Raw genomic sequence first — 20,461 nt, forward strand, 5'->3', positions numbered from 1 at the left:
CAGCTCCCCCAATCTAGCTGGCGAGTTGGCGCACCCCGTAGCCATCGTATTTTCCCCGCTCTTGAAGTGCAGATGCAATTCAAGCTTCGAGCGTCCAGACAAATAGCACGGAGTCCAGTTATTGAACAATGCGTAAGGTTGAGCGCTCGACCAAAGCGTCACGGCTCCTACTGCGGCTATTGCGAGTTTTGTCATTTCGTTTTTAAGCTGGGTTAGTAACTCTTGTGTTATCAGTCATCGGCTTACAGATGAAGTCCGCCCAATCTGTCATGAGCGCACGACGCTTGTCGAGGAAATCGGAGCGAGAGTATGCCCCTTCAGTTTGGTCGCGTTCGTCATGCGCGAGTGCCATCTCGCACACCTCACGTGGGTAGTTTGTGCATTCACCTGCCCAGTCACGAAATGAAGAACGAAAGCCGTGTCGAGTGATGTGTTTGTATCCCATGTCATGCAGGAGCGTGCGGATGGCGTTGCCCTGGCCTGGGAATAGATAGGGGCTTCCTTCAGCTTGCGGAATGCTCTGCACCAGCTGTATGACCTTATCGGCAAGCGGGACGACAAAGGCGACTCGCATTTTCATGCGCTCGTCAGGCAAAGACCAAGTTCCGGCTTCTAGATCAAATTCGTTCCAACGTGCAAATCTCACCATGTGGGCACGTGCGCTGGTCATGATCAGCAGTTGAGCGGCGAAGGACGCTGGCGTGTTGTCTGTGCTGAGTTTAGTCATCAGGGTGGGTACGGTCTTGCCAGCGCAAGGCTTCAAAGTGCTCGCGTTTTCGAGCCTTTTTCTTTTCAGCACGACTCAACAGGTTGTCTAGGTGTCCACGCCAGCGGGCCGGGTTTTCTCCTTCCCTAAGGTTGCGTGCCTTGGCGGCGTCCAGAATGTGTTCAATCTGCCCACGTACCTCGTCGGCGGTTCTGGTTTTAGTGGCCCAGATCGGTTGCAGCACTTTGAGCACTTGCGGAGTACCGATCTCCTCGGCTGAAAGCTTGCCAATATGAGCAAACGCATACAGCTCAAGTTTACGCAGCCAACCCTTACGCTATTTCTCCGACCAGGTGCCGCCGTGTGCCTCGCAGTACTCGGTGGCCAGTGTTTCAAACTTCAGTTGTTTGGCTTCGCTGGCGCGTTGAGCCTCGCGTTGGGTAGCTCGCTCAATATCGCGTGCAGCGAGCGGATCGATTCCGTCGGTTAAATGGCTACGTTTGGCGCTGGCCTCACGGTGTGCGTTTTTGAGGCTTACGTCTGGATAGGAGCCTAAACCCATCTCCCTGCGGCGCCCCGCCAGTTGAAAGCGAAGTAACCAGGATTTACGCCCGGTGGGTTTGACGACCAACCGTAGCCCGTCACCATCTTCATAGGTGCCCGGCTCGGTCAGGTTTTCGACTTGTTTCGGATTCAGCTTACCCATTGGATTTCCCCTGTCGTCCCTTTTGTCCCCCCACCTGTCCCCCCACTTCATCGTCGGATGAAGTCAAATGGCGTTGGACACCATCGGACAAGGGCAAGCCTGAAACGCCCGGAATAGCTAGGCTATAAGGTGGGTTTTTGGATGGGATAGGTTTATTTCGGACAATTAAAAAGCCGGCTTGTGGCCGGCTTCTCGGGGACGGTTTTGGTTTATTTTTGGTAAACCGCAACCGCCTTCAAAATGTGCGACCCGCAACGGGGGCGACTGAATGGGGGCGACGCGAACGGATCGTTCGAGGCGTCTAAAACGAGGCGCGTAGCATACGTGGGTTAGCACCTGATGCCCAGCGTTTGGGCTGATCATTCTCGTTCGGCACCTGAGGCGCGATCGAGGCGGTGCTTATTTGCGTTGCCTTGAACACGGTGTTTAGCACGATTATCGAAACGATGCCGTTCGTCGGCGGGTGTTTAACGTTGACCACCAAAAAACCCAGCCCATGACCCGAATATTTTGTTGCTGAATTTGTGCCGCATCAAAAAACTCGTCCGGGTATTCGGCGTTATTGTGGCTGCGTAGGCGCAGGGCTCCGGCTGGCAGGCGATAGAGGTATTTCACGCGTAGCATGCCGTCATGTTCGAGTGCGTACATTTCGCCGTCGATGACCTGTGTGGTGCCGCGGTCTATGCCGATGATCGAGCCGTCCTGGATCTTCTCGGCCATGCTGTTGCCGATCATCGCGGCACAGGCCGCGTTAGCGGGGTCGATGTTCATGGCTTGCAGGGTGTGCAGCGACAGGCGGATTTTACGGTCGGGGACTTCGGCGACGACGGTTCGGCCCGCGCCGTGGGTGGATTCGACTTCCTTGAACAGAGGGACTCGCACATCCTCTGTCGACCGGAGTACGTCGGCCCGGCTGGCGACTGACGTGTCGTTGTCGTCCTTGTTGTTTTCGCTGGGGTGTTTGGGTCCATCACCCGAGCGCAGCCATTGCGTGTTGACGGTCAATAATTCAGCCACTTCCACCAGGCGGGCCATGGGTATGCCGCGCTTGAACCAGTTATTCACATGTTGCGGCGTCACCTTGCGATTGGCGGCGAAGTCTGTGGCGGAGAGATGGCACTCCCGAAGGAGGGCGCGTAAGCGATCACCTGATGTATTCATAAACACCGAGTTTACGGAGGTCGAGCGGCCGTTTACATAAACGAGGTGTTCAAATGAGAGGTGCATCAAGTCACGTAATGAATGCACGGACTACAGAAGTGACATTGCTGTGTAGGGGGTTTCCGAGGATGTTTCGTGGCAGGCAAACAACAAACGTCGAGACGAAAAAAAGCCCCGGTTTCTCATCAAGAAAACCGGGGCTCTTTCACGGTGCTACTGACGCAGCAACCGTCGTCGATCAGCCCTTGTAGGCAGCAACCGACTTCATAATTTCAGTGCGGGCGGCTTCAGCATCGCCCCAACCTTCGATTTTCACCCATTTGCCTTTTTCGAGATCTTTGTAGTGCTGGAAAAAGTGCTTGATTTGCTCAAGCAGCAGTGGGGGCAGGTCGGTGTATTCTTTGATATCAACGTACAGCTGGGACAGCTTGTCGTGCGGGACTGCGATGACTTTGGCATCGCCGCCGCCGTCGTCGGTCATGTGCAGGATGCCGACCGGACGGGCGCGGATCACGGAGCCTGGCGCGACCGGGTAAGGGGTCACGACCAGCACGTCGAGGGGGTCGCCGTCGTCAGCCAGGGTGTTAGGGATAAAACCGTAGTTGGCCGGGTAGAACATGGGGGTGGCCATGAAACGGTCAACGAACAGGCAATCGGTTTCTTTGTCGATTTCGTATTTGATCGGCGCGTGGTTGGCCGGAATTTCGATCGCGACGTAGATGTCGTTCGGCAGGTCTTTACCAGCCGGAATCTTGCTATAGCTCATTGGGCGTTGCCCCCGTAGTTAACCAGTCAGGCTTTGGCCGTAGCGACCAAAAAGTGGGCCCGATTATAGGCATATTCAATGGCCGTTGCCACGTATGGCGATAGGCCCTAGACCTTAGTAGTGGGTCTTGTAGGCGGCATGGTCATGGCGAAGTTGCCGCAAACGTGCCAGTGGGTCTTGTCGGTAGAAGGCCTTCATCTGTTCGTAGACGGCTGGATAGGCAGTGCTCAACAGGTCCGGTGCGCTGAAGAAGTATTCGCTGGTGACGGCGAAGAACTCGGCGGGGTTTTCCGCTGCGTACGGGTCGATGTGAGGTTTGGCGTGTGGATGCTGGTCAAGTTGGTGGTTGAGGTCGTCGTAAGCGGACTGCATGACGCTGGCCCAGTCGCTGCTGCGCATGTCGCTGTGCAGTGGGGGCACCCCATTGGCCGAGCCATCGAGCATGTCTAGCTTATGCGCCAGTTCATGAATGACCAGGTTGTAAGCGTGCCAACCGCCGCTGGACAACACCCCCGGCCAAGCCAGGATCACTGGCCCCTGGGACCAGGCCTCGCCGCTGTGTTTGCCGTTCCACTCATGCTCGACGCCGCTGCTGTCGCGATGGCGTTGCGGGCTGATGAAGTCATCCGGGTACAGCACCAGCTCATGAAAACCGTGATACCAGTTCAACTCGCCAAGATTTAGCAGCGGCAATTGCGCCTGAGCGGCGAGAAACAGACGTTGCTCGTCGTCCAGTTCGACACCCGGCAGGGCGGTCAAGTGCTTGTCCTGGAGGAACAGTACGCTGCGTTCGCGCAGGCGCTGATCCTCTTCAGCAGTTAACCCGTCGAGAATCGCCAGCCGTTGCCGGACGCGATCCCATACGTTTTGATCCACAGGATGCTGTTCGAGAATCCGGTTCCTGTGCCATGCGCTAAGTGACCACATCAAGCGTCAGCGTATGCTGGCTGAACGGGACAAGCGTCCACGCACCAGGCTGATGAACATCGGCAGCAACGATACCAGAATGATTGCGACCACTAACAACGACAGGTTCTTTTTGATAAAGGGTACGTTGCCGAAGAAGTAACCCAGCGTGACCAGCCCACCGACCCAAGCAACAGTGCCCAGTACGCTGAAGCAGAAAAACCGCGGGTATGGCATCTTCCCCACGCCTGCTACAAAGGGGGCGAAGGTGCGGATGATGGGCAGAAAGCGCGCCAGCGTCACGGTTTTACCGCCGTGGCGATCATAAAAATCATGGGTTTGTTGCAGGTAGTCGCGTCGGAAGATTTTTGAATTCGGATTACTGAACAGTTTTTCGCCCGCTGTTCGGCCGATCAAGTAGTTGGTGCTGTCGCCGAGAATCGCCGCCAGCATCAGCAGGCCGCCGAGCAGGACTGGGTCCATGCCGCCGCCAGCTGCAACCGCGCCAGCGATGAACAGTAACGAGTCGCCGGGCAGGAACGGCATTACCACTAACCCTGTTTCGCAGAATATGACGAGAAACAGGATCGCGTAGATCCAGAGGCCATAGTTGGCCACGAGCATGTCGAGGTAAACATCGAGATGCAGAATAATGTCGATCGGGTTGAAATCCATGTGCGGCACCTGTGTAGATGACCTGATTCTGGGTCGTGTGCTGAAGAAAGGGCAGAAGCGATAACGGCTGCATTATAGGGTGGAAGCCCTGCCGTGCTCCGTCAGTTTGTCGCGAAGTATGTCAATAGAATGTTTTTTATGCGCGCGGGGTGATCGGGCGTTAGCCAGTCAGGCCACTTCCGTTTCTTCGTAGGCAATCGCCCGCAGGATGAATGGGCGATTATTTGTCGGCGAATGGGCTTGCATCACTCCTCGCTGATCGGCAACACGTAGTTCTTGAACTGCGTGTCTTCTTTAAAGCCGATGGATTCGTAGACTTTCTGCGCCACTTTATTGTTGCTGCTGGTGGAAACGCGCATGCGCACCGCGTGGGTTTCCTTGGCCATTTTTTTTGCTTTTTGGATCAAGTGGTCGGCGACCAACTGGCGACGGGCTTCTTCGGCGACGTAAATGTCGTTAAGAATCCATACGCGCTTGAGCGACAGCGACGAAAAACTCGGGTAGAGCTGGCAGAAGCCAAGCAGTTTGCTGTCGTCGTCATCGTGCAGAGCCAGGTAAATCACTGATTCTTTGCGACGCAGGCGCTTTTCCAGAAAGGCGCGGGATGAGTCAGGAAAAGGCAGTTCGCCGTAAAACTCGCGGTATTTGACGAACAGCGGGCTCAACAGGTCAAGGTGCTCCAGGGTGGCTTGAATGATCCGCATACGTTGGTCCTCAACTTCACAATAGGGGATGGCAGTGAACGGGTTGCTCTACCAGTCGCTATCGATGCTGCCTATTGCCTTTAGAAAGCGCAATCCAATGACACTCAGTCTTTGGGCGTCGCCAGCAGGAAATTGCTGTTTACAGTGGCTGGTGCCTCCGACTCCAGGGTATGAAGCTGGGCTTCGTCTTTCAAGTTGACCCCTGAGAGCTGTCGCCTACAGGCTTCACGCATTAAGTAAAGCAGGCGATGCGCGGCCATGCCGTAGCTCAAACCCTCTAAGCGGACATTGGAGATGCAATTGCGATAAGCATCGGTCAGGCCGACTTTCGGGCCATAGGTGAAATACAGGCCCAGGCTGTCCGGTGAGCTGAGACCGGGGCGCTCGCCGATCAGGATGACCACCATCTTCGCCCCGAGCAGCTCGCCGATTTCGTCGGCCACCGCAACCCGGCCTTGCTCCACCAGAATGACCGGCGATATTGACCAGCCCTCGGTTGTGGTTTGTTCTTCCATCCGCGTCAGAAACGGCAGGGCATGTCGATGGACGGCCAGCGACGACAAGCCGTCGGCGATCACCACTGCCAGATCGACGCCGCCGGGGTGGGCCAGGGCATAGTCGCGCAATTGCTGAGCGGATTCTTCGTTTAAGCGCCGGCCCAGATCAGGACGTTGTAGATAGCTGTTACGGTCCAGCGCCGCGCTGTGCAGCAATAAAGTATCGCGCCCACGTTCGGCCATTTGTGCGCTGAGCCCGGCGTGGTCGAAGGGCAGGTGCACCGCATCGCGGGCCTGGGCGTGTGCGTACTGGAAATCCAGCTGCGCGCTTGTCGGCAGGCTGGTGCCGGTGCGCCCGAGGGCGATTCGTGCCGGTGTGAGACGGCGCAGTTCTAGCCACGGGTTCTGGCTGTCGATAGGCAAAACGGGCTTCTGGGCCATGGTCAGCTCACTCATCCTAAATGTGCCAGGGCGTGGCGGAAGGCTGGCGGCAGGCTGTCGCCGAAACGCACGCGGCCATCGGTCTGGGTAAAAATGCCCATTTTTGCCAGCCAAACCTCGAATTCCGGGGCGGGCCTCAGGCCCAGGGTCTGCCGCGCATACAGGGCATCGTGAAACGAGGTGGTCTGGTAATTGAGCATGATGTCATCGGAGCCGGGGATGCCCATGATGAAGTTGATCCCGGCCACCCCCAGCAATGTCAGCAGGGTGTCCATGTCGTCCTGATCGGCTTCGGCATGGTTGGTGTAGCAGATATCGCAGCCCATCGGCACGCCGAGCAGCTTGCCGCAGAAGTGGTCTTCAAGACCTGCGCGGATGATCTGCTTACCGTTGTACAGGTATTCGGGGCCGATAAAGCCGACCACGGTGTTCACCAGAAACGGCTTGAAGTGTCGTGCCACGGCATAGGCGCGGGTTTCGCAGGTCTGCTGATCGATGCCGTGGTGGGCGTTGGCCGATAAGGCGCTACCTTGGCCGGTTTCGAAATACATCAGGTTGTGCCCGAGGGTCCCGCGTTTGAGGCTCAGACCGGCGTCATAACCCTCCTGCAGGACATTCAGATTGATGCCAAAACTGGCGTTGGCCGCTTCGGTGCCGGCGATGGATTGAAACACCAGGTCCAGCGGCACACCGCGATTGATCACCTCGATCGAGGTCGTGACATGGGTCAGCACACAGGCTTGGGTCGGGATGTCGTAGCGCTGGATGATCGCGTCGAGCATTTCCAGGAGGGTGCAGATCGATGACGTGCTGTCGGTGGCCGGGTTGATGCCAATCATGGCGTCGCCATTGCCGTACAGCAGACCGTCGAGGATGCTCGCGGCGATCCCGGCCGGTTCGTCAGTGGGGTGATTGGGTTGCAGTCGCGTCGACAGACGTCCGCGCAGCCCCATCGTGCCGCGAAAACGGGTGACCACCCGAATTTTCTGCGCCACCAGCACCAAATCCTGTACACGCATGATCTTCGACACAGCCGCCGCCATTTCCGGGGTCAGGCCGGGGGCGAGGGCGCGCAGGCTGTCTTCATCGGCCTGATCACTGAGCAGCCAATCGCGCAGACCGCCGACCGTGAGGTGGCTGACGACGGCAAATGCTTGTTTGTCGTGGGTATCGATGATCAGTCGGGTGACTTCATCGTCTTCATAAGGGATCAGGGCTTCTTCAAGGAAGTGCTTGAGTGGGATATCGGCCAGCGCCATCTGCGCGGCCACGCGCTCGCCGTCATTGAGCGCCGCAACACCCGCGAGAAAATCGCCTGAGCGCGCGGGGCTGGCCTTGGCCATGACGTCTTTGAGGCTGCTGAAACGGTGGGTCTGGGCGCCGACTGTATGGGCAAAAGCAGCCATGGACGGAGTCCTCCTTATTCTATGAATGCTCTGAACCTGTGAGAGCAGGCTTGCAACTGCGCGTTCCCCTGCGAATAGCATGACGCGGTCTATCAGCATGACCGCGTCATCGTTCTTCGCAGGCAAGCCTGCTCCCACAGGTTATGCAACTTATATTCCTGTGAGCATAGCGTCAGCCGGTGCATCGGCACGCTGTTTGGCAGTCAGTTGGAAGTAGATGAAGCCTACGACCATGAAGCCAAGGAAGATCAAGCCGATCAGCGCGTTGAACCAGGCCATTGCTACCAGGCACACCAGGGCCAGAAACAGGGCAATACCAGGCACGATGGGGTAACCAGGCGCACGGAAGGTGCGTTCCAGCAACGGTTCGGTTTTACGCAGTTTGAACAGGCTGAGCATGCTGATGATGTACATCACGATGGCGCCGAACACCGACATGGTGATCATGGCGGCGGTCAGGGTCATGCCTTGCAGATTGACCAGGCCGTCGCTGTAGATGGCGGCAATGCCGACTACGCCGCCCGCCAGAATGGCGCGGTGCGGGGTCTGGAAGCGTGAAAGCTTGGCCAGACCTTTGGGCAAATAGCCGGCGCGAGCCAGAGCGAAGAACTGTCGCGAGTAACCGAGGATGATCCCGTGAAAGCTCGCCACCAGACCGAACAGACCGATCCACACCAGCATGTGCATCCAGCTGGAGTGAGTGCCGACCACGGCTTTCATCGCCTGTGGAAGCGGGTCGTTGATGTTCGCCAGTTGTCGCCAGTCACCGACACCGCCAGCCATCACCATCACGCCGATGGCCAGGAATACCAGGGTCAGAATACCGCTGACATACGCCTTTGGAATGGTGCGTTTCGGGTCTTTGGCTTCTTCTGCGGCCATGGCTGCGCCTTCGATGGCCAGGAAAAACCAGATGGCAAAAGGAATGGCGGCGAAGATTCCGGGCACAGACGCGATAGTGAATGTGTCGGAGCCGGACCAGCCATTGAGCGCGAAGTTACTGAAACTGAAGCCCGGCGCAACCACGCCCATGAAGACCAGCAGCTCGGCAACGGCCAGGACAGTGACCACCAATTCGAAGGTGGCCGCGATGCTGACGCCGAGGATATTCAGGCCCATGAACACGAAATAAGCGCCCACTGCCGCGTGCTTCGGGTCCAGTTCCGGAAACTGCACGTTCAGGTACGCGCCGATGGCCATGGCAATGGCGGGCGGTGCGAAGACGAACTCGATCAGTGTGGCGATCCCCGCAATCAGCCCGGCTTTTTCACCGAAGGCCCGTCGACTGTAAGCGAAGGGGCCGCCAGCATGAGGAATGGCGGTGGTCAGTTCGGTAAAGCTGAAAATAAAACAGGTGTACATCGTCGCCACGATCAACGTGGTAATCAGGAAACCCAGCGTTCCCGCCGCGCCCCACCCGTAACTCCAGCCAAAGTATTCGCCGGAAATCACCAGGCCAACAGCGATACCCCATAAATGCAGGGTGCCGAGTGTCGGTTTGAGCTGTGTTGTAGACGTCATAAGTCCTCGCTTGTGTTTTTGTTTTTGGTGTTATGGACTTTCGATAATGGGTACAGCGCGCACGCAACCCCCGTGCCAGTTGCGGATAACGCCGCAACTGACCGGGGAGAAGGTATGACGAGAGGCTAAGGGCTTAGAAGAAGCCCAGTGGATTGGTGTCGTAGCTCACCAACAGGTTTTTCGTCTGTTGATAGTGCTCAAGAGCGACTTTGTGAGTTTCGCGGCCAACGCCGGACTTTTTGTAGCCACCGAACGCAGCATGCGCTGGGTACAGGTGGTAGCAGTTGGTCCATACACGACCGGCCTTGAGGGCGCGGCCGACGCGGTAAGCGCGGTTGATGTCACGGGTCCACAGACCGGCGCCCAGGCCGAACTGGGTGTCGTTGGCAATCGCCACGGCTTCGGCTTCGTCCTTGAAGGTGGTGATGCTGACCACTGGGCCGAAGATTTCTTCCTGGAACACCCGCATCTTGTTATTGCCTTTGAGCAGGGTCGGCTGGATGTAGTAACCGGTGGACAGATCGCCACTGAGTTTTTCTACATTACCGCCGGTCAGCAGCTCGGCCCCTTCGCCCTTGGCGATTTCCAGGTACGACAGGATCTTGTCGAATTGCTGCTCCGACGCCTGAGCGCCGACCATGCAGTCGGTGTCCAGCGGGTCGCCGCGTTTGATCTGCTCGACTTTTTTCATCACCGCCTTGATGAATTCCGGGTAAATCGACTCTTGCACCAGCGCTCGCGAAGGGCAGGTGCAGACTTCGCCCTGGTTGAAGAACGCCAGCACCAGGCCTTCGGCAGCCTTGTCGATGAACTCAGGTTCGGCTTGCATGATGTCTTCGAAGAAGATGTTCGGCGACTTGCCACCCAGTTCCACGGTGGACGGAATGATGTTTTCCGCCGCCAGTTTCATGATGTGCGAGCCCACTGGCGTCGAGCCAGTAAAGGCAATCTTGGCGATACGTTTGCTGCTGGCCAGTGCTTCGCCGGCTTCGCGGCCAAAACCTTGCACCACGTTCAATACGCCAGGCGGAAGCAGGTCGCCGATCAGCTCCATCAGCACGCTAATACCTAGCGGGGTTTGTTCGGCAGGTTTAAGCACGACGCAGTTACCTGCTGCCAACGCGGGGGCGAGTTTCCATGCCGCCATCAGCAGTGGGAAGTTCCACGGGATGATTTGCCCGACCACGCCCAGCGGCTCATGGATGTGATAAGCCACGGTGTTGCCGTCGATTTCGGCAGCGCTGCCTTCTTGAGCACGCAGGCAGCCAGCGAAGTAGCGGAAGTGATCGGCTGCCAGCGGGATATCGGCATTCAGGGTTTCACGAACCGCTTTGCCGTTGTCCCAGGTTTCAGTGACGGCCAGCAGTTCCAGGTTTGCTTCGATGCGGTCGGCGATCTTCAGCAGCACCAGCGAGCGTGCCTGCACCGAGGTTGTGCCCCATGCATCGGCAGCGGCATGGGCGGCATCCAGGGCTTTTTCGATGTCTTCGGCGCTGGAGCGTGGGAACTCAGCGATCAGCTTGCCGGTGATCGGCGATGTGTTTTCGAAATATTGGCCTTTGACCGGCGGCACAAACTCACCACCGATGTAGTTACCGTAACGGGTTTTGAAGGTGACGATGGAGCCTTCAGTACCGGGATGGGCGTAACGCATGATGAGTGTCTCCTGACGTTGTGGTTATAAGGGAAGACGCGCTGTAGCGCTTACCTTAAGCGTAGAGCAAAGGTCGGGCCAGCGCCCTGTATGGCACGGTTTATAAGGCTTTCAGCGGTTTTTACGTGGGCAAAATGCCAGCGCTGTCGCGCATTCGATACGGCCGGTGTGACACTTTGTACCGTTATCGATACAGCGCATGACGTATGGGTTTGGCTGTCATTGCAATGCAGTGTCGCGAGGAGGATGCTGGGCGACACCTCCGCAAAAGTGCTGCAAAAAAGGAGAATAATAAAAAGTGCACAGCAATCACCTGACTCGGCACGCCCAGCAAGTGTTGACGGTCACCCAAGGCAAAGCGCATTTGCGCGGGCCGGGCAGTGATCCTTCCATTGCGCGCTCTTGGCTGCGTTGTCTTGAGGACTATCATCTCGACCCTGCATTGGCCATAGCACCTACCGTCCTCGAACATGACCGGTTGCTGGAAAGCCGTGAGCGCATGCAGCAAGTGCTGACCATTGCCGGTGGCGAAATGACCAGCCTGCATCAGCAGTTGTCGGGTGCCGGGCATGCGGTCCTGTTGACCGATGCACGTGGGGTGATCCTCAACTGCGTAACCGCCCCCACCGAACGCAAGATTTTCGAGCGCGCCGGGCTTTGGCTGGGTGCCGACTGGAGTGAAGCCTGCGAAGGCACCAACGGCATCGGTACCTGCCTGGTCGAGCGGCAGTCGCTGACCATTCATCAGGACGAGCATTTCCGGGGTCGACACACCGGACTGACCTGCTCGGCCAGCCCCGTTTTCGATCCTCACGGCGACTTGCTGGCGGTGCTGGACGTCTCGTCCGCGCGTCATGACGTGTCCCGGCAAAGCCAGTTCCACACCATGGCGCTGGTCAATCTGTCCGCGAAGATGATCGAGAGCTGTTATTTCCTGCGCTACTTCGACAATCAGTGGTTGCTGCGCTTTCACTTGCAGGTCGAGTCCATAGGTTTGTTCAGCGAAGGCTTGTTGGCGTTTGACGGTGAAGGGCGAATCAGTGCGGTCAACCAGAGCGCCTTGAACCTGCTGGGCCTCGGCCGTGGCGGTTTGCTCGGCCAGCCCGTGGAGGCCGTGTTTGACTGCTCGCTGGATGAATTGCTTGGCCGGGCCAGTGTTCAGGCCAGTACCCGTTGGCCGTTGCGTACCCGTGATGGCCGCCGTTTGTTCGCGTTATTGCGGGGGCAGCCTCGTAGCGTGCCGACAGCGTTGCCGGCCAGCCCCTCTGTTGCGGCACCGCGCTTGAGTGGCATCTGCCTGGGCGATGCGGCTTTACAGAATGATTTTCGTCGTGCACTGCGGGTTTTCGAGCGCGATGTGCCCTTGCTGATCAACGGTGAAACGGGTTCGGGTAAAGAAGCCTTTGCCAAGGCTGTGCATCAGGCCAGCCAGCGCGGCGATAAACCGTTCATCGCGCTCAATTGTGCGGCGATCCCGGAAAGCCTGATCGAAAGTGAACTGTTCGGCTATCGCGGTGGCAGCTTTACCGGTGCGCGCAAGGAAGGTATGCGCGGCAAGCTGCAACAGGCCGATGGCGGCACGCTGTTTCTCGATGAAATCGGCGACATGCCGCTGGCGCTGCAAACCCGTTTGTTGCGAGTACTGGAAGATCGCTTGGTGGTGCCCCTCGGTGGCGAGCCGCTGGCAGTGGACGTCCGGATCATCAGCGCGACCCACCGCAACCTGCTGGAGCGGGTGGCCGATGGCAGTTTTCGCGAAGACCTTTACTACCGTTTGAACGGCCTGGAGATCGCCTTGCCACCGTTGCGCGAGCGCAGCGACAAATCCCAGTTGCTGGATTTTCTCCTGGAAGAAGAGGCGGGCGGCCAGGCCGTGATCCTCGACGCGCAAGCCCGTCAGGCACTGTTGGACTTCGCCTGGCCAGGCAACATCCGGCAATTGCGTACGGTGCTGCGCACCTTGGCGGCGCTGTGCGATGACCAGCGCATTGGCTTCGATGAATTACCGATTGCCATACGGCAAAGCGCATCGACGCCAGACAGTTCATTGATGGGTGAGCATCCGCTGGACGACGCCGAACGTATCGCTCTGCTGTCAGCCCTGGAAGGCCAGCACTGGCACATGATCCACACGGCTACGCAACTGGGGGTGAGCCGAAATACGCTGTATCGGAAATTGCGCAAGCATGGGATAGCGCGCTGATCGTGATACCGCCTTCGCGAATAAATTGGCCCCTATAAAACTGATTTTTAATCTTTTAAAAACAATGTGTTGGCGCTGGTCTTGATGTGTATATCCGGCATTTTGGTGTGCTGGAATTACGGTTTCGCTCTTACAGCGAGGAACCTTTTTCAAACGCCAAAAAGGTCCCGCCAAAAGGCTTGCCCCTCCATACGGATCCTCGCTTGGGCTCGGATTTCCCTCGCTCCGGCGTTGCTCCGGGGTCGCCGCAAGGGGCCGTCCCTGGCCCCGTGCGGCTTACTCGGCATCCTTGCCTCGCCACCCCCTGCGCAACGCCTGCGTTCGGCCTCCTGGAAAAGGGGCCTTGCCGTAATTCGAGAGTCAATTCACTTGAAAATCAAAGGAAAATCAAAGGCAAATCAAGACCCCGGTGGGAGCGAATTCATTCGCGAATGGCTTAACGCTATCTTTCTGAATCTACTTCGAATTTAAACTCGAGGTGCGATTTTTCGCCCTCTAGGCTAACCTGCGCCCATAGTTTATGAGGTCGATCATGCATATTCACATTCTTGGTATTTGCGGCACTTTCATGGGTTCGCTGGCGGTGCTCGCCAAAGAGTTGGGCCATCGGGTGACGGGCTCCGATGCCAACGTCTACCCGCCCATGAGTACGCAATTGCAGGCTCAGGGCATTGAATTGACCCAGGGCTATGACGCGGCACAGCTCGATCCTGCGCCGGACCTGGTGGTCATTGGCAACGCGCTGTCGCGGGGCAACCCAGCGGTGGAGTATGTCCTGAACAAGGGCCTGCCTTATGTTTCTGGCCCGCAATGGCTGGCCGATCACGTGCTGCAAGGGCGCTGGGTGTTGGCCGTCGCCGGTACGCACGGCAAGACGACAACCAGCAGCATGCTCGCCTGGGTGCTGGAGCATGCAGGCATGAGCCCTGGTTTCTTGATCGGCGGTGTGCCGCAGAATTTTGCCGTGTCGGCGCGTTTGGGCGAGACACCGTTCTTTGTTGTCGAGGCTGACGAATACGACAGTGCCTTCTTCGACAAACGCTCAAAATTCGTTCACTACCGTCCGCGCACGGCGATTCTGAACAACCTGGAATTCGATCACGCCGACATCTTCCCCGATCTGCCGGCCATCGAACGACAGTTCCACCACTTGGTGCGGACTATCCCCAGCGAAGGTCTGGTGATCCATCCGACCACTGAGCCCGCGTTGCTGCGGGTGATTCAAATGGGCTGCTGGACCCCGGTGCAAACCACCGGGCAGGGCGGCCAATGGCAGGCGCGCTTGCTTAGCGAAGACGGCTCGCGTTTTGAAGTCATCTTTGAAGGCGCAGTGCAGGGTGTGGTCGAGTGGGACATGACCGGTCAGCACAACGTGGCCAATGCCTTGGCCACCCTGGCAGCCGCACGGCATGTCGGTGTGCTGCCCAAGCAGGGTGTCGAAGCGCTGAGCGTGTTCAAAAGCGTCAAGCGCCGTATGGAAAAGGTGGCCGAGGTCAATGGCATCACCATCTACGACGACTTCGCGCATCATCCGACCGCCATTGCCACCACCCTTGATGGCCTGCGCAAGCACGTTGGCGATGCGCCGGTGATTGCGATTATCGAGCCGCGCTCCAACTCCATGAAGCTCGGCGCACACCGCGACGGCTTGCCGGAAAGTGTGCGTCAGGCTGATCAGGTGGTCTGGTACGCGCCGGCCAATCTGGGCTGGGATCTGGCCGCCACTGCGGCATTGTGTACCGTGCCTTCGGTGGTCTGCGATTCCCTTGAGGCGATCATCGCCCGGGTGAAAAGCCAGGCTCAGCCGGGCACGCAGGTGGTGATCATGAGTAACGGCGGCTTCGGTGGTCTGCACGGCAAGTTGGCTGAGGCGCTGAAATGAGCGGCCCGGAACGCATAACCCTGGCGATGACCGGCGCCTCTGGCGCGCAGTACGGTTTGCGCCTGCTCGATTGTCTGGTGCGTGAAGATCGGGAGGTGCACTTCCTGATTTCCAAGGCGGCCCAGTTGGTGATGGCCACCGAGACTGATGTCTTGCTGCCGCCAAAACCACTGATGATGCAAGCGTTCCTGACCGAATACACCGGTGCAGCGGCGGGGCAGATTCGGGTATACGGCAAGGAAGACTGGATGTCGCCCGTGGCTTCCGGCTCGGGTTCGCCCAGCGCGATGGTGGTGGTGCCCTGTTCCACGGGCACCCTGTCGGCGATTGCAACCGGGGCCTGCAACAACCTGATCGAGCGTGCGGCGGACGTGACGTTGAAGGAGCGCCGGCAATTGATTCTGGTGCCGCGTGAGGCGCCGTTCTCCAGCATTCACCTGGAAAACATGCTCAAGCTGTCGAATATGGGCGCCGTGATTCTGCCGGCTTCACCGGGTTTCTATCATCAGCCGCAAACCATCGATGATTTGATCGATTTCGTTGTCGCACGGATTCTCAATCTGCTGAATATCCCTCAAGACATGTTGCCGCGCTGGGGCGAGCACCACCTGGGCGCCGATGAATAAGCGCCTGCTGTTGACCCTGTTGATGCTCCAACTGACCGGCTGCGCCACGGTGAGTACGCTTGACGCTGCCAAGCCTGGCGCACCGGTTGTGTACTCGGGTACGCGTCTGGATTGGTATGCGATACAGGGCGGTTGCTGCGCAATGGATCATTTCGGTGCCGAGGCGCCGAGTTATCCACGCGTGGACCTGCCTGCCAGTGCGATGCTCGACACGCTGTTTTTACCGCTGTCGCTGCTGACCGTGTTGGGCGTGGGGTTTCAGGCAACAGGCGGGTTATAGGGGACGGAAAGGACGTGCCGCGCTGCAGGGTTTACTTGCCGAGCTTGCTCAATTCTTCCGCTTCGACGATCCGCACCCCATTCTGTTCTTCCAGTGCCAGGCGCCACAGTGCCCGGGCCAGGCCGCAGGCTTCGATGCCACGGTATTTTCCGGGAATCAGTTTTACCAATGGCCCAGCCAGCTGTTCGGCCAGTCGCTGTTCGGTGCGTTCGCCAAGCAACAGCGACGGCCGGGCGATGGTCAGTTGCGGCCAATCCTGAGCTTTGAGCGCATATTCCATTTCGCCTTTGATCTTGCTGTAGAAAATGCTGGATCGCCGATCAGCGTTGACTGCGCTGATCACCACCAGATGCCGCGCCCCGAGTTCGCGAGCCCTCTTGCCAAAGGCCGCCACCAGATCAACATCGATAGCGCGGAAAGCGTCCTGCGAGCCCGCCTTTTTGATCGTGGTGCCGAGGCAGCAAAAGGCAATGTCCACGCGCCCGCTCAAGGTCGGGAGTATTGCAGCTAGCTCACCCACTGGGTTTTCCAGATGAGAATGCTCGGCCAGCGGGCGTCGGGTGGGTGCAAGTACGCGGCTGACTGTCGGTTCGTTGAGCAAGCGATCAAGCAGATGCTCACCGGTCAGGCCGGTGGCTCCGGCAAGCAGGATATGTTGAGGAGTTAAATACATAGTGTTTCTCCTTTTTTACAAGGCAGTCTAGTGGCTGCTCGTGGTCTTTGCCTCCTTGCCGACCAATGATGTACTGAGGGCCTTTTGTGCTTGGCTTTTGCGCAACTGCTGCCAGTGCACAAGAACCCCTTTGGGTGCCCATATCTGCGGCTCGGATGCCTCAAAGTTTTCGCTGGCTTCGCGGGCTGCGATAGACAATTTGGCTTCGTTGAACGCCTGTTGCAGATTGTCTGTGTCAAGCAGCGCTTTGGAGAACATTGCTTCGCCAAAGTAAGTGAAGTTAGCCTCTTCCGAGCAGCCAAAAGACACACGGTCCGCTCGCGAGGCGGTGATTATCAGGGTTTTTTCGTCTTTGAGTGCCGGAATGAAACCGCCGGAATAACAGGCAGAAATCACGATGATTTTGTCCCTGCCTTTCAACGGAGCGAGGACCGCGGCCAATTCATCAGCTGGGAGGTCAGCCAGTTCCATGCGCGGTTGATCGAGCACCAGTTCATGTTCATGGGTGCCATGGCTGGTCAGGTAGATAAATATCAAATCTTCCGGACCACTGCGTTGCGCCAGGGTCTGTACCGCGCGGCTGATGTTTTCGCGGGTTGCCAGCGGACGGTCGGTCATATGATCACGATGATTGACCAGGCTGATTTGCCCGTAGGCGCCAAAGCGCGTGGCCAGCAGGTTACTGACGTAATCCGCTTCGCGCATGAACACGCTCTGCTTGCCGTCGCCGCCCACGACCAGGCTGTACAGCTCTATAGCGGGAGTCGAGACGGGTACCGCAGCCAAGGCTTTTTCCAGCAATGGGCCCTGGGCGAGCAAACCGATTTCAAGCGAGTCTGGTAATAGCTTGCCTTGCGCGTCACGCACCCGCTGACCATTAACCCAGGTGCCGCCTTGAACGCTGCCATCTGCTTGGGTCAAGATGCCCTTGCCTTGATAGGTATCGTCGGCGAACTGGCCTTGATAGGTGCTGCCGTCGACCAGGTGCAGAGACCCCTCGCCGTTGAAGCGCCAGTTGCGGAACTGACCTTGATAATGGCTGCCATCGGCGCCGATCAGTTCGCCTGGGCCGCTGAGCGCACCTTCCTTGAACTGCCCGGTCCAGACGTCGCCGTCGCTGTTTTCGTAGCGGCCTCTGCCTTGCAGTTGATTGTTGTGAAAACCGCCGACGTATTGATCGCCATCGGCACTGTTGAAGTTGCCGTTGCCCTCCAGTTGACCGTTGACGAATTTGCCGGTGAATTGATTGCCGCTGTCATCGCTGCGCTGGCCTTCGCCATTGGGTTTGCCATGCGCGAACAGACCTTGATATTGGCTGCCGTCATCAAGATCAAGGTGGCCGAGACCGTCGTATTGGTCCGCCTTGAATTCGCCTCGATAGGTCATGCCTGGCTCTTTGAGCGTGCCTTCACCCTCACGTCGGCCCAGTTTGAAGCCGCCGACATAACTGCCGGTGCTGGTCGTCAACGTGCCGAAGCCATGAAACAGGCCGTTCTGGAACTGGCCACGGTAGACTTCGCCGTTGCTGGCGTGCCATTCGCCGTTGCCATGCCACTGACCATTCTGGAATTGGCCGGCATACCAACTGCCATTGGGGTAGTCCACCCGGCCCTGGCCTTGCAGCAGCCCATTGACCACATCGCCGCGATAACGGCCGCCGTCGGGCAGGCGTGCGTCTGGGGGCGTGAGGGGTTCACCCTCACCGCAAGCAGCGAGTAAAAGAATAAGTGCCAGTGGGGCAAGAGGGGCGAACGCGCGCATGGTAGATCCCGAAGATAAAAATCCAAGCGTGTTGAAGACGTCCCTGAGCAGTCGCATTCACACAGCTGCGGGGAGTATGCCGCAGCTATGTGGTTGCTTTATAGAGGCAACGAAACAGCCAGTGACAGCTGTTTTGCGTTTTGGCGGTTTTACATGAAGCACAAGGACAGCGGTTCAGCGATGAAAGCCGGCTTTTCCTGGCCTTCTATTTCCAGCGTGGCCGTGGCTTTGAGCAGCCATTGTCCGGGTTTTTTTTCGATGACTTGGGTCATGGTGACGTGGAGACGAACCCGTGAATTCACTTTTACCGGCTGGATGAAACGCACGCTGTCCAACCCATAGTTGACCACCATTTTCAGCCCTTCAGGCACCACCAGCAGGTCTTCCATCAATTTTGGAATCAGCGATAGCGACAGAAAACCATGGGCGATGGTGCTGCCGAAGGGAGTTTTTGACGCCTTCTCGGTATCGACGTGAATGAACTGGAAGTCACCGGTGGCTTCAGCAAACAGGTTGATGCGTTCTTGATCGATGGTAAGCCACTCGGAACATCCCAGTTCCTTGCCTTCATAGTTTGTGAGCTCTGCAACGGGTACAAAGGGCATCGATACTCTCCTTGTTGTCATCGGATTTTTGTAGGTATGGCTGTCGTGTTCAGTAGTGTCGGGTGTCGGATTTTTTCACCTTGCCGAGGCCTAAGATCAGCACGGGTTGTAGGGATGGTCAAGGATGTATGCCTTTGGCGAATGCCGATTTATTCGTCATGACGACAGCGTGCCTATAATGGCGCCGCGAATTTGCTGGGGTTTCTTATGTTGTTACGGGGTCTGACATGGCTGGTGCTGTTTCAATTGGTGGGTACAGCACTCAATCATTTGTTCTTGCCGATACTGCCCGGACCGATCATCGGCCTGGTATTGCTCCTGATTTTTCTCATGACGCGCGGTGAAGTCAGTGAGCCACTGAGCCTGGCCGCCAGCAGTCTGTTGCGCTATCTGCCGCTGCTGTTGGTGCCGCCCGCCGTGGGTGTGATGGTCTACGCTGCCGATATTGCTGCCGATTTCTGGGCCATTGTCGGGTCGTTGGTGCTGTCGTTGTTGCTGTCCCTGGCGTTCGCCGGCTGGCTGATGCAGACGTTGATTGTGCGCCAGTCCCGGCGTGGGGAATCCTCATGAGCATGGACTGGACGGGTGCCTGGAACGCGGTGATCCACCATCCCCTGTTTGGCATTGCCGTTACCTTGGGTGCGTACCAGTTGATGCTGGCCGCCTACGAGAAAACCCGCTGGATATTTCTGCAGCCCGTGCTGATCTCGATGTTGATGGTGATTGGCATTCTGCTCAGTTGTGGTCTGAGCTACGTCGAATACCGCAAAAGCACGGAAATTCTCAGTATTCTGCTGGGGCCTGCGACCGTGGCGCTGGCGGTGCCGCTTTATCTGAACCTGCGACGTATTCGCCAACTGTTCTGGCCGACCTTTACTACGCTAGTCGTGGGCGGCGTGCTGGCAACATCCCTGGGCGTGACGCTGGGCTGGCTGTTCGGTGCCGAGCACATGATCCTGATGACCATGGCCCCCAAATCAGTGACGTCGCCGATTGCCATGCTGGTGGCTGAGCAGATCGGCGGCGTTGCGCCACTGGCGGCCGTGTTCGTGTTGATCACTGGCGTGATTGGTGCGATTTTCGGCCCCGGTCTGCTGTCTATCCTGGGGGTGGAGAATCAAGCTGCACGTGGCATGGCTCTGGGCTTGACCGCTCATGCAGTGGGCACCTCGGTAGCGTTGCAGGAAAGCGAGGAGTGCGGTGCATTCGCCGCATTGGCAATGAGTCTGATGGGCGTCGGCACGGCGGTATTCCTGCCGCTGGCTGTTACGCTGGTCTTATAAGGAGG

At 57.9% G+C, this 20,461-nt stretch carries 18 protein-coding genes and 1 pseudogene; 6 read left to right on the plus strand and 13 right to left on the minus strand.

The window, feature by feature from the left end:
- Positions 1-202 precede the first annotated feature (202 nt).
- The 10 genes and pseudogenes from AC1ME2_RS16900 to exaC form a co-directional block, all read right to left on the minus strand.
- Positions 203-1,412: pseudogene (locus AC1ME2_RS16900) on the minus strand (tyrosine-type recombinase/integrase).
- Between the two features lie 435 nt (positions 1,413-1,847).
- Positions 1,848-2,573, minus strand: coding sequence for a LexA family transcriptional regulator (locus AC1ME2_RS16905; protein ID WP_480435430.1), 726 nt, complete (start codon positions 2,571-2,573; stop codon positions 1,848-1,850).
- A gap of 238 nt (positions 2,574-2,811) precedes the next feature.
- The gene (gene ppa / locus AC1ME2_RS16910; RefSeq protein ID WP_480435431.1) at positions 2,812-3,339 is read right to left on the minus strand and encodes an inorganic diphosphatase; all 528 of its coding nucleotides are present in this window, start codon (positions 3,337-3,339) and stop codon (positions 2,812-2,814) included.
- 114 nt (positions 3,340-3,453) lie between these two features.
- The gene (locus AC1ME2_RS16915) at positions 3,454-4,266 is read right to left on the minus strand and encodes a M90 family metallopeptidase (RefSeq protein WP_480435432.1); all 813 of its coding nucleotides are present in this window, start codon (positions 4,264-4,266) and stop codon (positions 3,454-3,456) included.
- A 6-nt stretch (positions 4,267-4,272) separates the two neighbouring features.
- Positions 4,273-4,920 (minus strand): DedA family protein, encoded by a 648-nt coding sequence (locus AC1ME2_RS16920; protein WP_480435433.1) that lies wholly within the window; start codon positions 4,918-4,920, stop codon positions 4,273-4,275.
- 245 nt (positions 4,921-5,165) lie between these two features.
- Positions 5,166-5,624 carry a GNAT family N-acetyltransferase gene (locus AC1ME2_RS16925; RefSeq protein WP_480435434.1) on the minus strand — a complete coding sequence of 153 codons (459 nt, stop codon included), beginning with the start codon at positions 5,622-5,624 and terminating at the stop codon, positions 5,166-5,168.
- Between the two features lie 104 nt (positions 5,625-5,728).
- Positions 5,729-6,562, minus strand: coding sequence for an ethanolamine ammonia-lyase subunit EutC (gene eutC / locus AC1ME2_RS16930; RefSeq protein WP_480435435.1), 834 nt, complete (start codon positions 6,560-6,562; stop codon positions 5,729-5,731).
- Positions 6,563-6,573: 11 nt separating this feature from the next.
- On the minus strand, positions 6,574-7,968 hold the full coding sequence (locus AC1ME2_RS16935) for an ethanolamine ammonia-lyase subunit EutB (protein WP_480435436.1): 1,395 nt from the start codon (positions 7,966-7,968) through the stop codon (positions 6,574-6,576).
- Positions 7,969-8,118: 150 nt separating this feature from the next.
- Positions 8,119-9,489 (minus strand): ethanolamine permease, encoded by a 1,371-nt coding sequence (eat, locus tag AC1ME2_RS16940; RefSeq protein ID WP_480435437.1) that lies wholly within the window; start codon positions 9,487-9,489, stop codon positions 8,119-8,121.
- A 133-nt stretch (positions 9,490-9,622) separates the two neighbouring features.
- A complete protein-coding gene (gene exaC / locus AC1ME2_RS16945) occupies positions 9,623-11,143 on the minus strand; it encodes an acetaldehyde dehydrogenase ExaC (RefSeq protein WP_480435438.1) in 1,521 nt (506 codons plus the stop codon).
- Between the two features lie 298 nt (positions 11,144-11,441).
- On the opposite strand from exaC, the gene AC1ME2_RS16950 reads away from it, so the two are divergent.
- The 4 genes from AC1ME2_RS16950 to AC1ME2_RS16965 all read left to right on the plus strand — a co-directional run bounded on the left by AC1ME2_RS16950 (position 11,442) and on the right by AC1ME2_RS16965 (position 16,134).
- The gene (locus tag AC1ME2_RS16950; protein ID WP_480435439.1) at positions 11,442-13,346 is read left to right on the plus strand and encodes a sigma-54-dependent Fis family transcriptional regulator; all 1,905 of its coding nucleotides are present in this window, start codon (positions 11,442-11,444) and stop codon (positions 13,344-13,346) included.
- 532 nt (positions 13,347-13,878) lie between these two features.
- On the plus strand, positions 13,879-15,228 hold the full coding sequence (gene mpl, locus AC1ME2_RS16955) for a UDP-N-acetylmuramate:L-alanyl-gamma-D-glutamyl-meso-diaminopimelate ligase (protein ID WP_480435440.1): 1,350 nt from the start codon (positions 13,879-13,881) through the stop codon (positions 15,226-15,228).
- Entirely contained in the window at positions 15,225-15,854 is a 630-nt protein-coding gene (gene ubiX, locus AC1ME2_RS16960) for a flavin prenyltransferase UbiX (protein ID WP_480435441.1), read from the plus strand. Before mpl ends, ubiX begins: the two co-directional genes overlap by 4 nt.
- Complete coding sequence (locus AC1ME2_RS16965; RefSeq protein ID WP_480435442.1) at positions 15,847-16,134, plus strand: YceK/YidQ family lipoprotein; 288 nt, start codon at positions 15,847-15,849, stop codon at positions 16,132-16,134. Before ubiX ends, AC1ME2_RS16965 begins: the two co-directional genes overlap by 8 nt.
- Positions 16,135-16,165: 31 nt before the next feature.
- On the opposite strand, the gene AC1ME2_RS16970 is transcribed toward AC1ME2_RS16965, so the two are convergent.
- From AC1ME2_RS16970 to AC1ME2_RS16980, 3 genes are all read right to left on the minus strand, one after another.
- Positions 16,166-16,807 carry a Rossmann-fold NAD(P)-binding domain-containing protein gene (locus AC1ME2_RS16970; protein ID WP_480435443.1) on the minus strand — a complete coding sequence of 214 codons (642 nt, stop codon included), beginning with the start codon at positions 16,805-16,807 and terminating at the stop codon, positions 16,166-16,168.
- 27 nt (positions 16,808-16,834) lie between these two features.
- Entirely contained in the window at positions 16,835-18,568 is a 1,734-nt protein-coding gene (locus AC1ME2_RS16975) for a C13 family peptidase (protein ID WP_480435444.1), read from the minus strand.
- A gap of 149 nt (positions 18,569-18,717) precedes the next feature.
- Positions 18,718-19,173, minus strand: a complete 456-nt coding sequence (locus AC1ME2_RS16980; protein ID WP_480435445.1) for a MaoC family dehydratase — start codon at positions 19,171-19,173, stop codon at positions 18,718-18,720.
- A gap of 207 nt (positions 19,174-19,380) precedes the next feature.
- Here AC1ME2_RS16980 and AC1ME2_RS16985 point away from each other — a divergent pair, with 207 nt between their 5' ends.
- Together AC1ME2_RS16985 and AC1ME2_RS16990 are read left to right on the plus strand one after the other, a co-directional pair.
- Positions 19,381-19,743: a CidA/LrgA family protein gene (locus tag AC1ME2_RS16985; protein ID WP_480435446.1), complete on the plus strand. Its 363-nt coding sequence runs from the start codon at positions 19,381-19,383 to the stop codon at positions 19,741-19,743.
- Positions 19,740-20,456, plus strand: coding sequence for an LrgB family protein (locus AC1ME2_RS16990; protein WP_480435447.1), 717 nt, complete (start codon positions 19,740-19,742; stop codon positions 20,454-20,456). Before AC1ME2_RS16985 ends, AC1ME2_RS16990 begins: the two co-directional genes overlap by 4 nt.
- Positions 20,457-20,461 lie beyond the last annotated feature (5 nt).

The organism is Pseudomonas sp. ASL9 (assembly GCF_056680335.1).

Coding starts and splice junctions, on each gene's coding strand:
- AC1ME2_RS16920 (WP_480435433.1), bottom strand. CDS start 4,920: ATGGATTTCAACCCGATCGACATTATTCTGCATCTCGATGTTTACCTC.
- mpl (WP_480435440.1), top strand. CDS start 13,879: ATGCATATTCACATTCTTGGTATTTGCGGCACTTTCATGGGTTCGCTG.
- AC1ME2_RS16970 (WP_480435443.1), bottom strand. CDS start 16,807: ATGTATTTAACTCCTCAACATATCCTGCTTGCCGGAGCCACCGGCCTG.
- exaC (WP_480435438.1), bottom strand. CDS start 11,143: ATGCGTTACGCCCATCCCGGTACTGAAGGCTCCATCGTCACCTTCAAA.
- AC1ME2_RS16985 (WP_480435446.1), top strand. CDS start 19,381: ATGTTGTTACGGGGTCTGACATGGCTGGTGCTGTTTCAATTGGTGGGT.
- AC1ME2_RS16965 (WP_480435442.1), top strand. CDS start 15,847: ATGAATAAGCGCCTGCTGTTGACCCTGTTGATGCTCCAACTGACCGGC.
- AC1ME2_RS16905 (WP_480435430.1), bottom strand. CDS start 2,573: ATGAATACATCAGGTGATCGCTTACGCGCCCTCCTTCGGGAGTGCCAT.
- ppa (WP_480435431.1), bottom strand. CDS start 3,339: ATGAGCTATAGCAAGATTCCGGCTGGTAAAGACCTGCCGAACGACATC.
- AC1ME2_RS16975 (WP_480435444.1), bottom strand. CDS start 18,568: ATGCGCGCGTTCGCCCCTCTTGCCCCACTGGCACTTATTCTTTTACTC.
- AC1ME2_RS16935 (WP_480435436.1), bottom strand. CDS start 7,968: ATGGCTGCTTTTGCCCATACAGTCGGCGCCCAGACCCACCGTTTCAGC.
- AC1ME2_RS16925 (WP_480435434.1), bottom strand. CDS start 5,624: ATGCGGATCATTCAAGCCACCCTGGAGCACCTTGACCTGTTGAGCCCG.
- eutC (WP_480435435.1), bottom strand. CDS start 6,562: ATGGCCCAGAAGCCCGTTTTGCCTATCGACAGCCAGAACCCGTGGCTA.
- AC1ME2_RS16915 (WP_480435432.1), bottom strand. CDS start 4,266: ATGTGGTCACTTAGCGCATGGCACAGGAACCGGATTCTCGAACAGCAT.
- AC1ME2_RS16980 (WP_480435445.1), bottom strand. CDS start 19,173: ATGCCCTTTGTACCCGTTGCAGAGCTCACAAACTATGAAGGCAAGGAA.
- eat (WP_480435437.1), bottom strand. CDS start 9,489: ATGACGTCTACAACACAGCTCAAACCGACACTCGGCACCCTGCATTTA.
- ubiX (WP_480435441.1), top strand. CDS start 15,225: ATGAGCGGCCCGGAACGCATAACCCTGGCGATGACCGGCGCCTCTGGC.
- AC1ME2_RS16990 (WP_480435447.1), top strand. CDS start 19,740: ATGAGCATGGACTGGACGGGTGCCTGGAACGCGGTGATCCACCATCCC.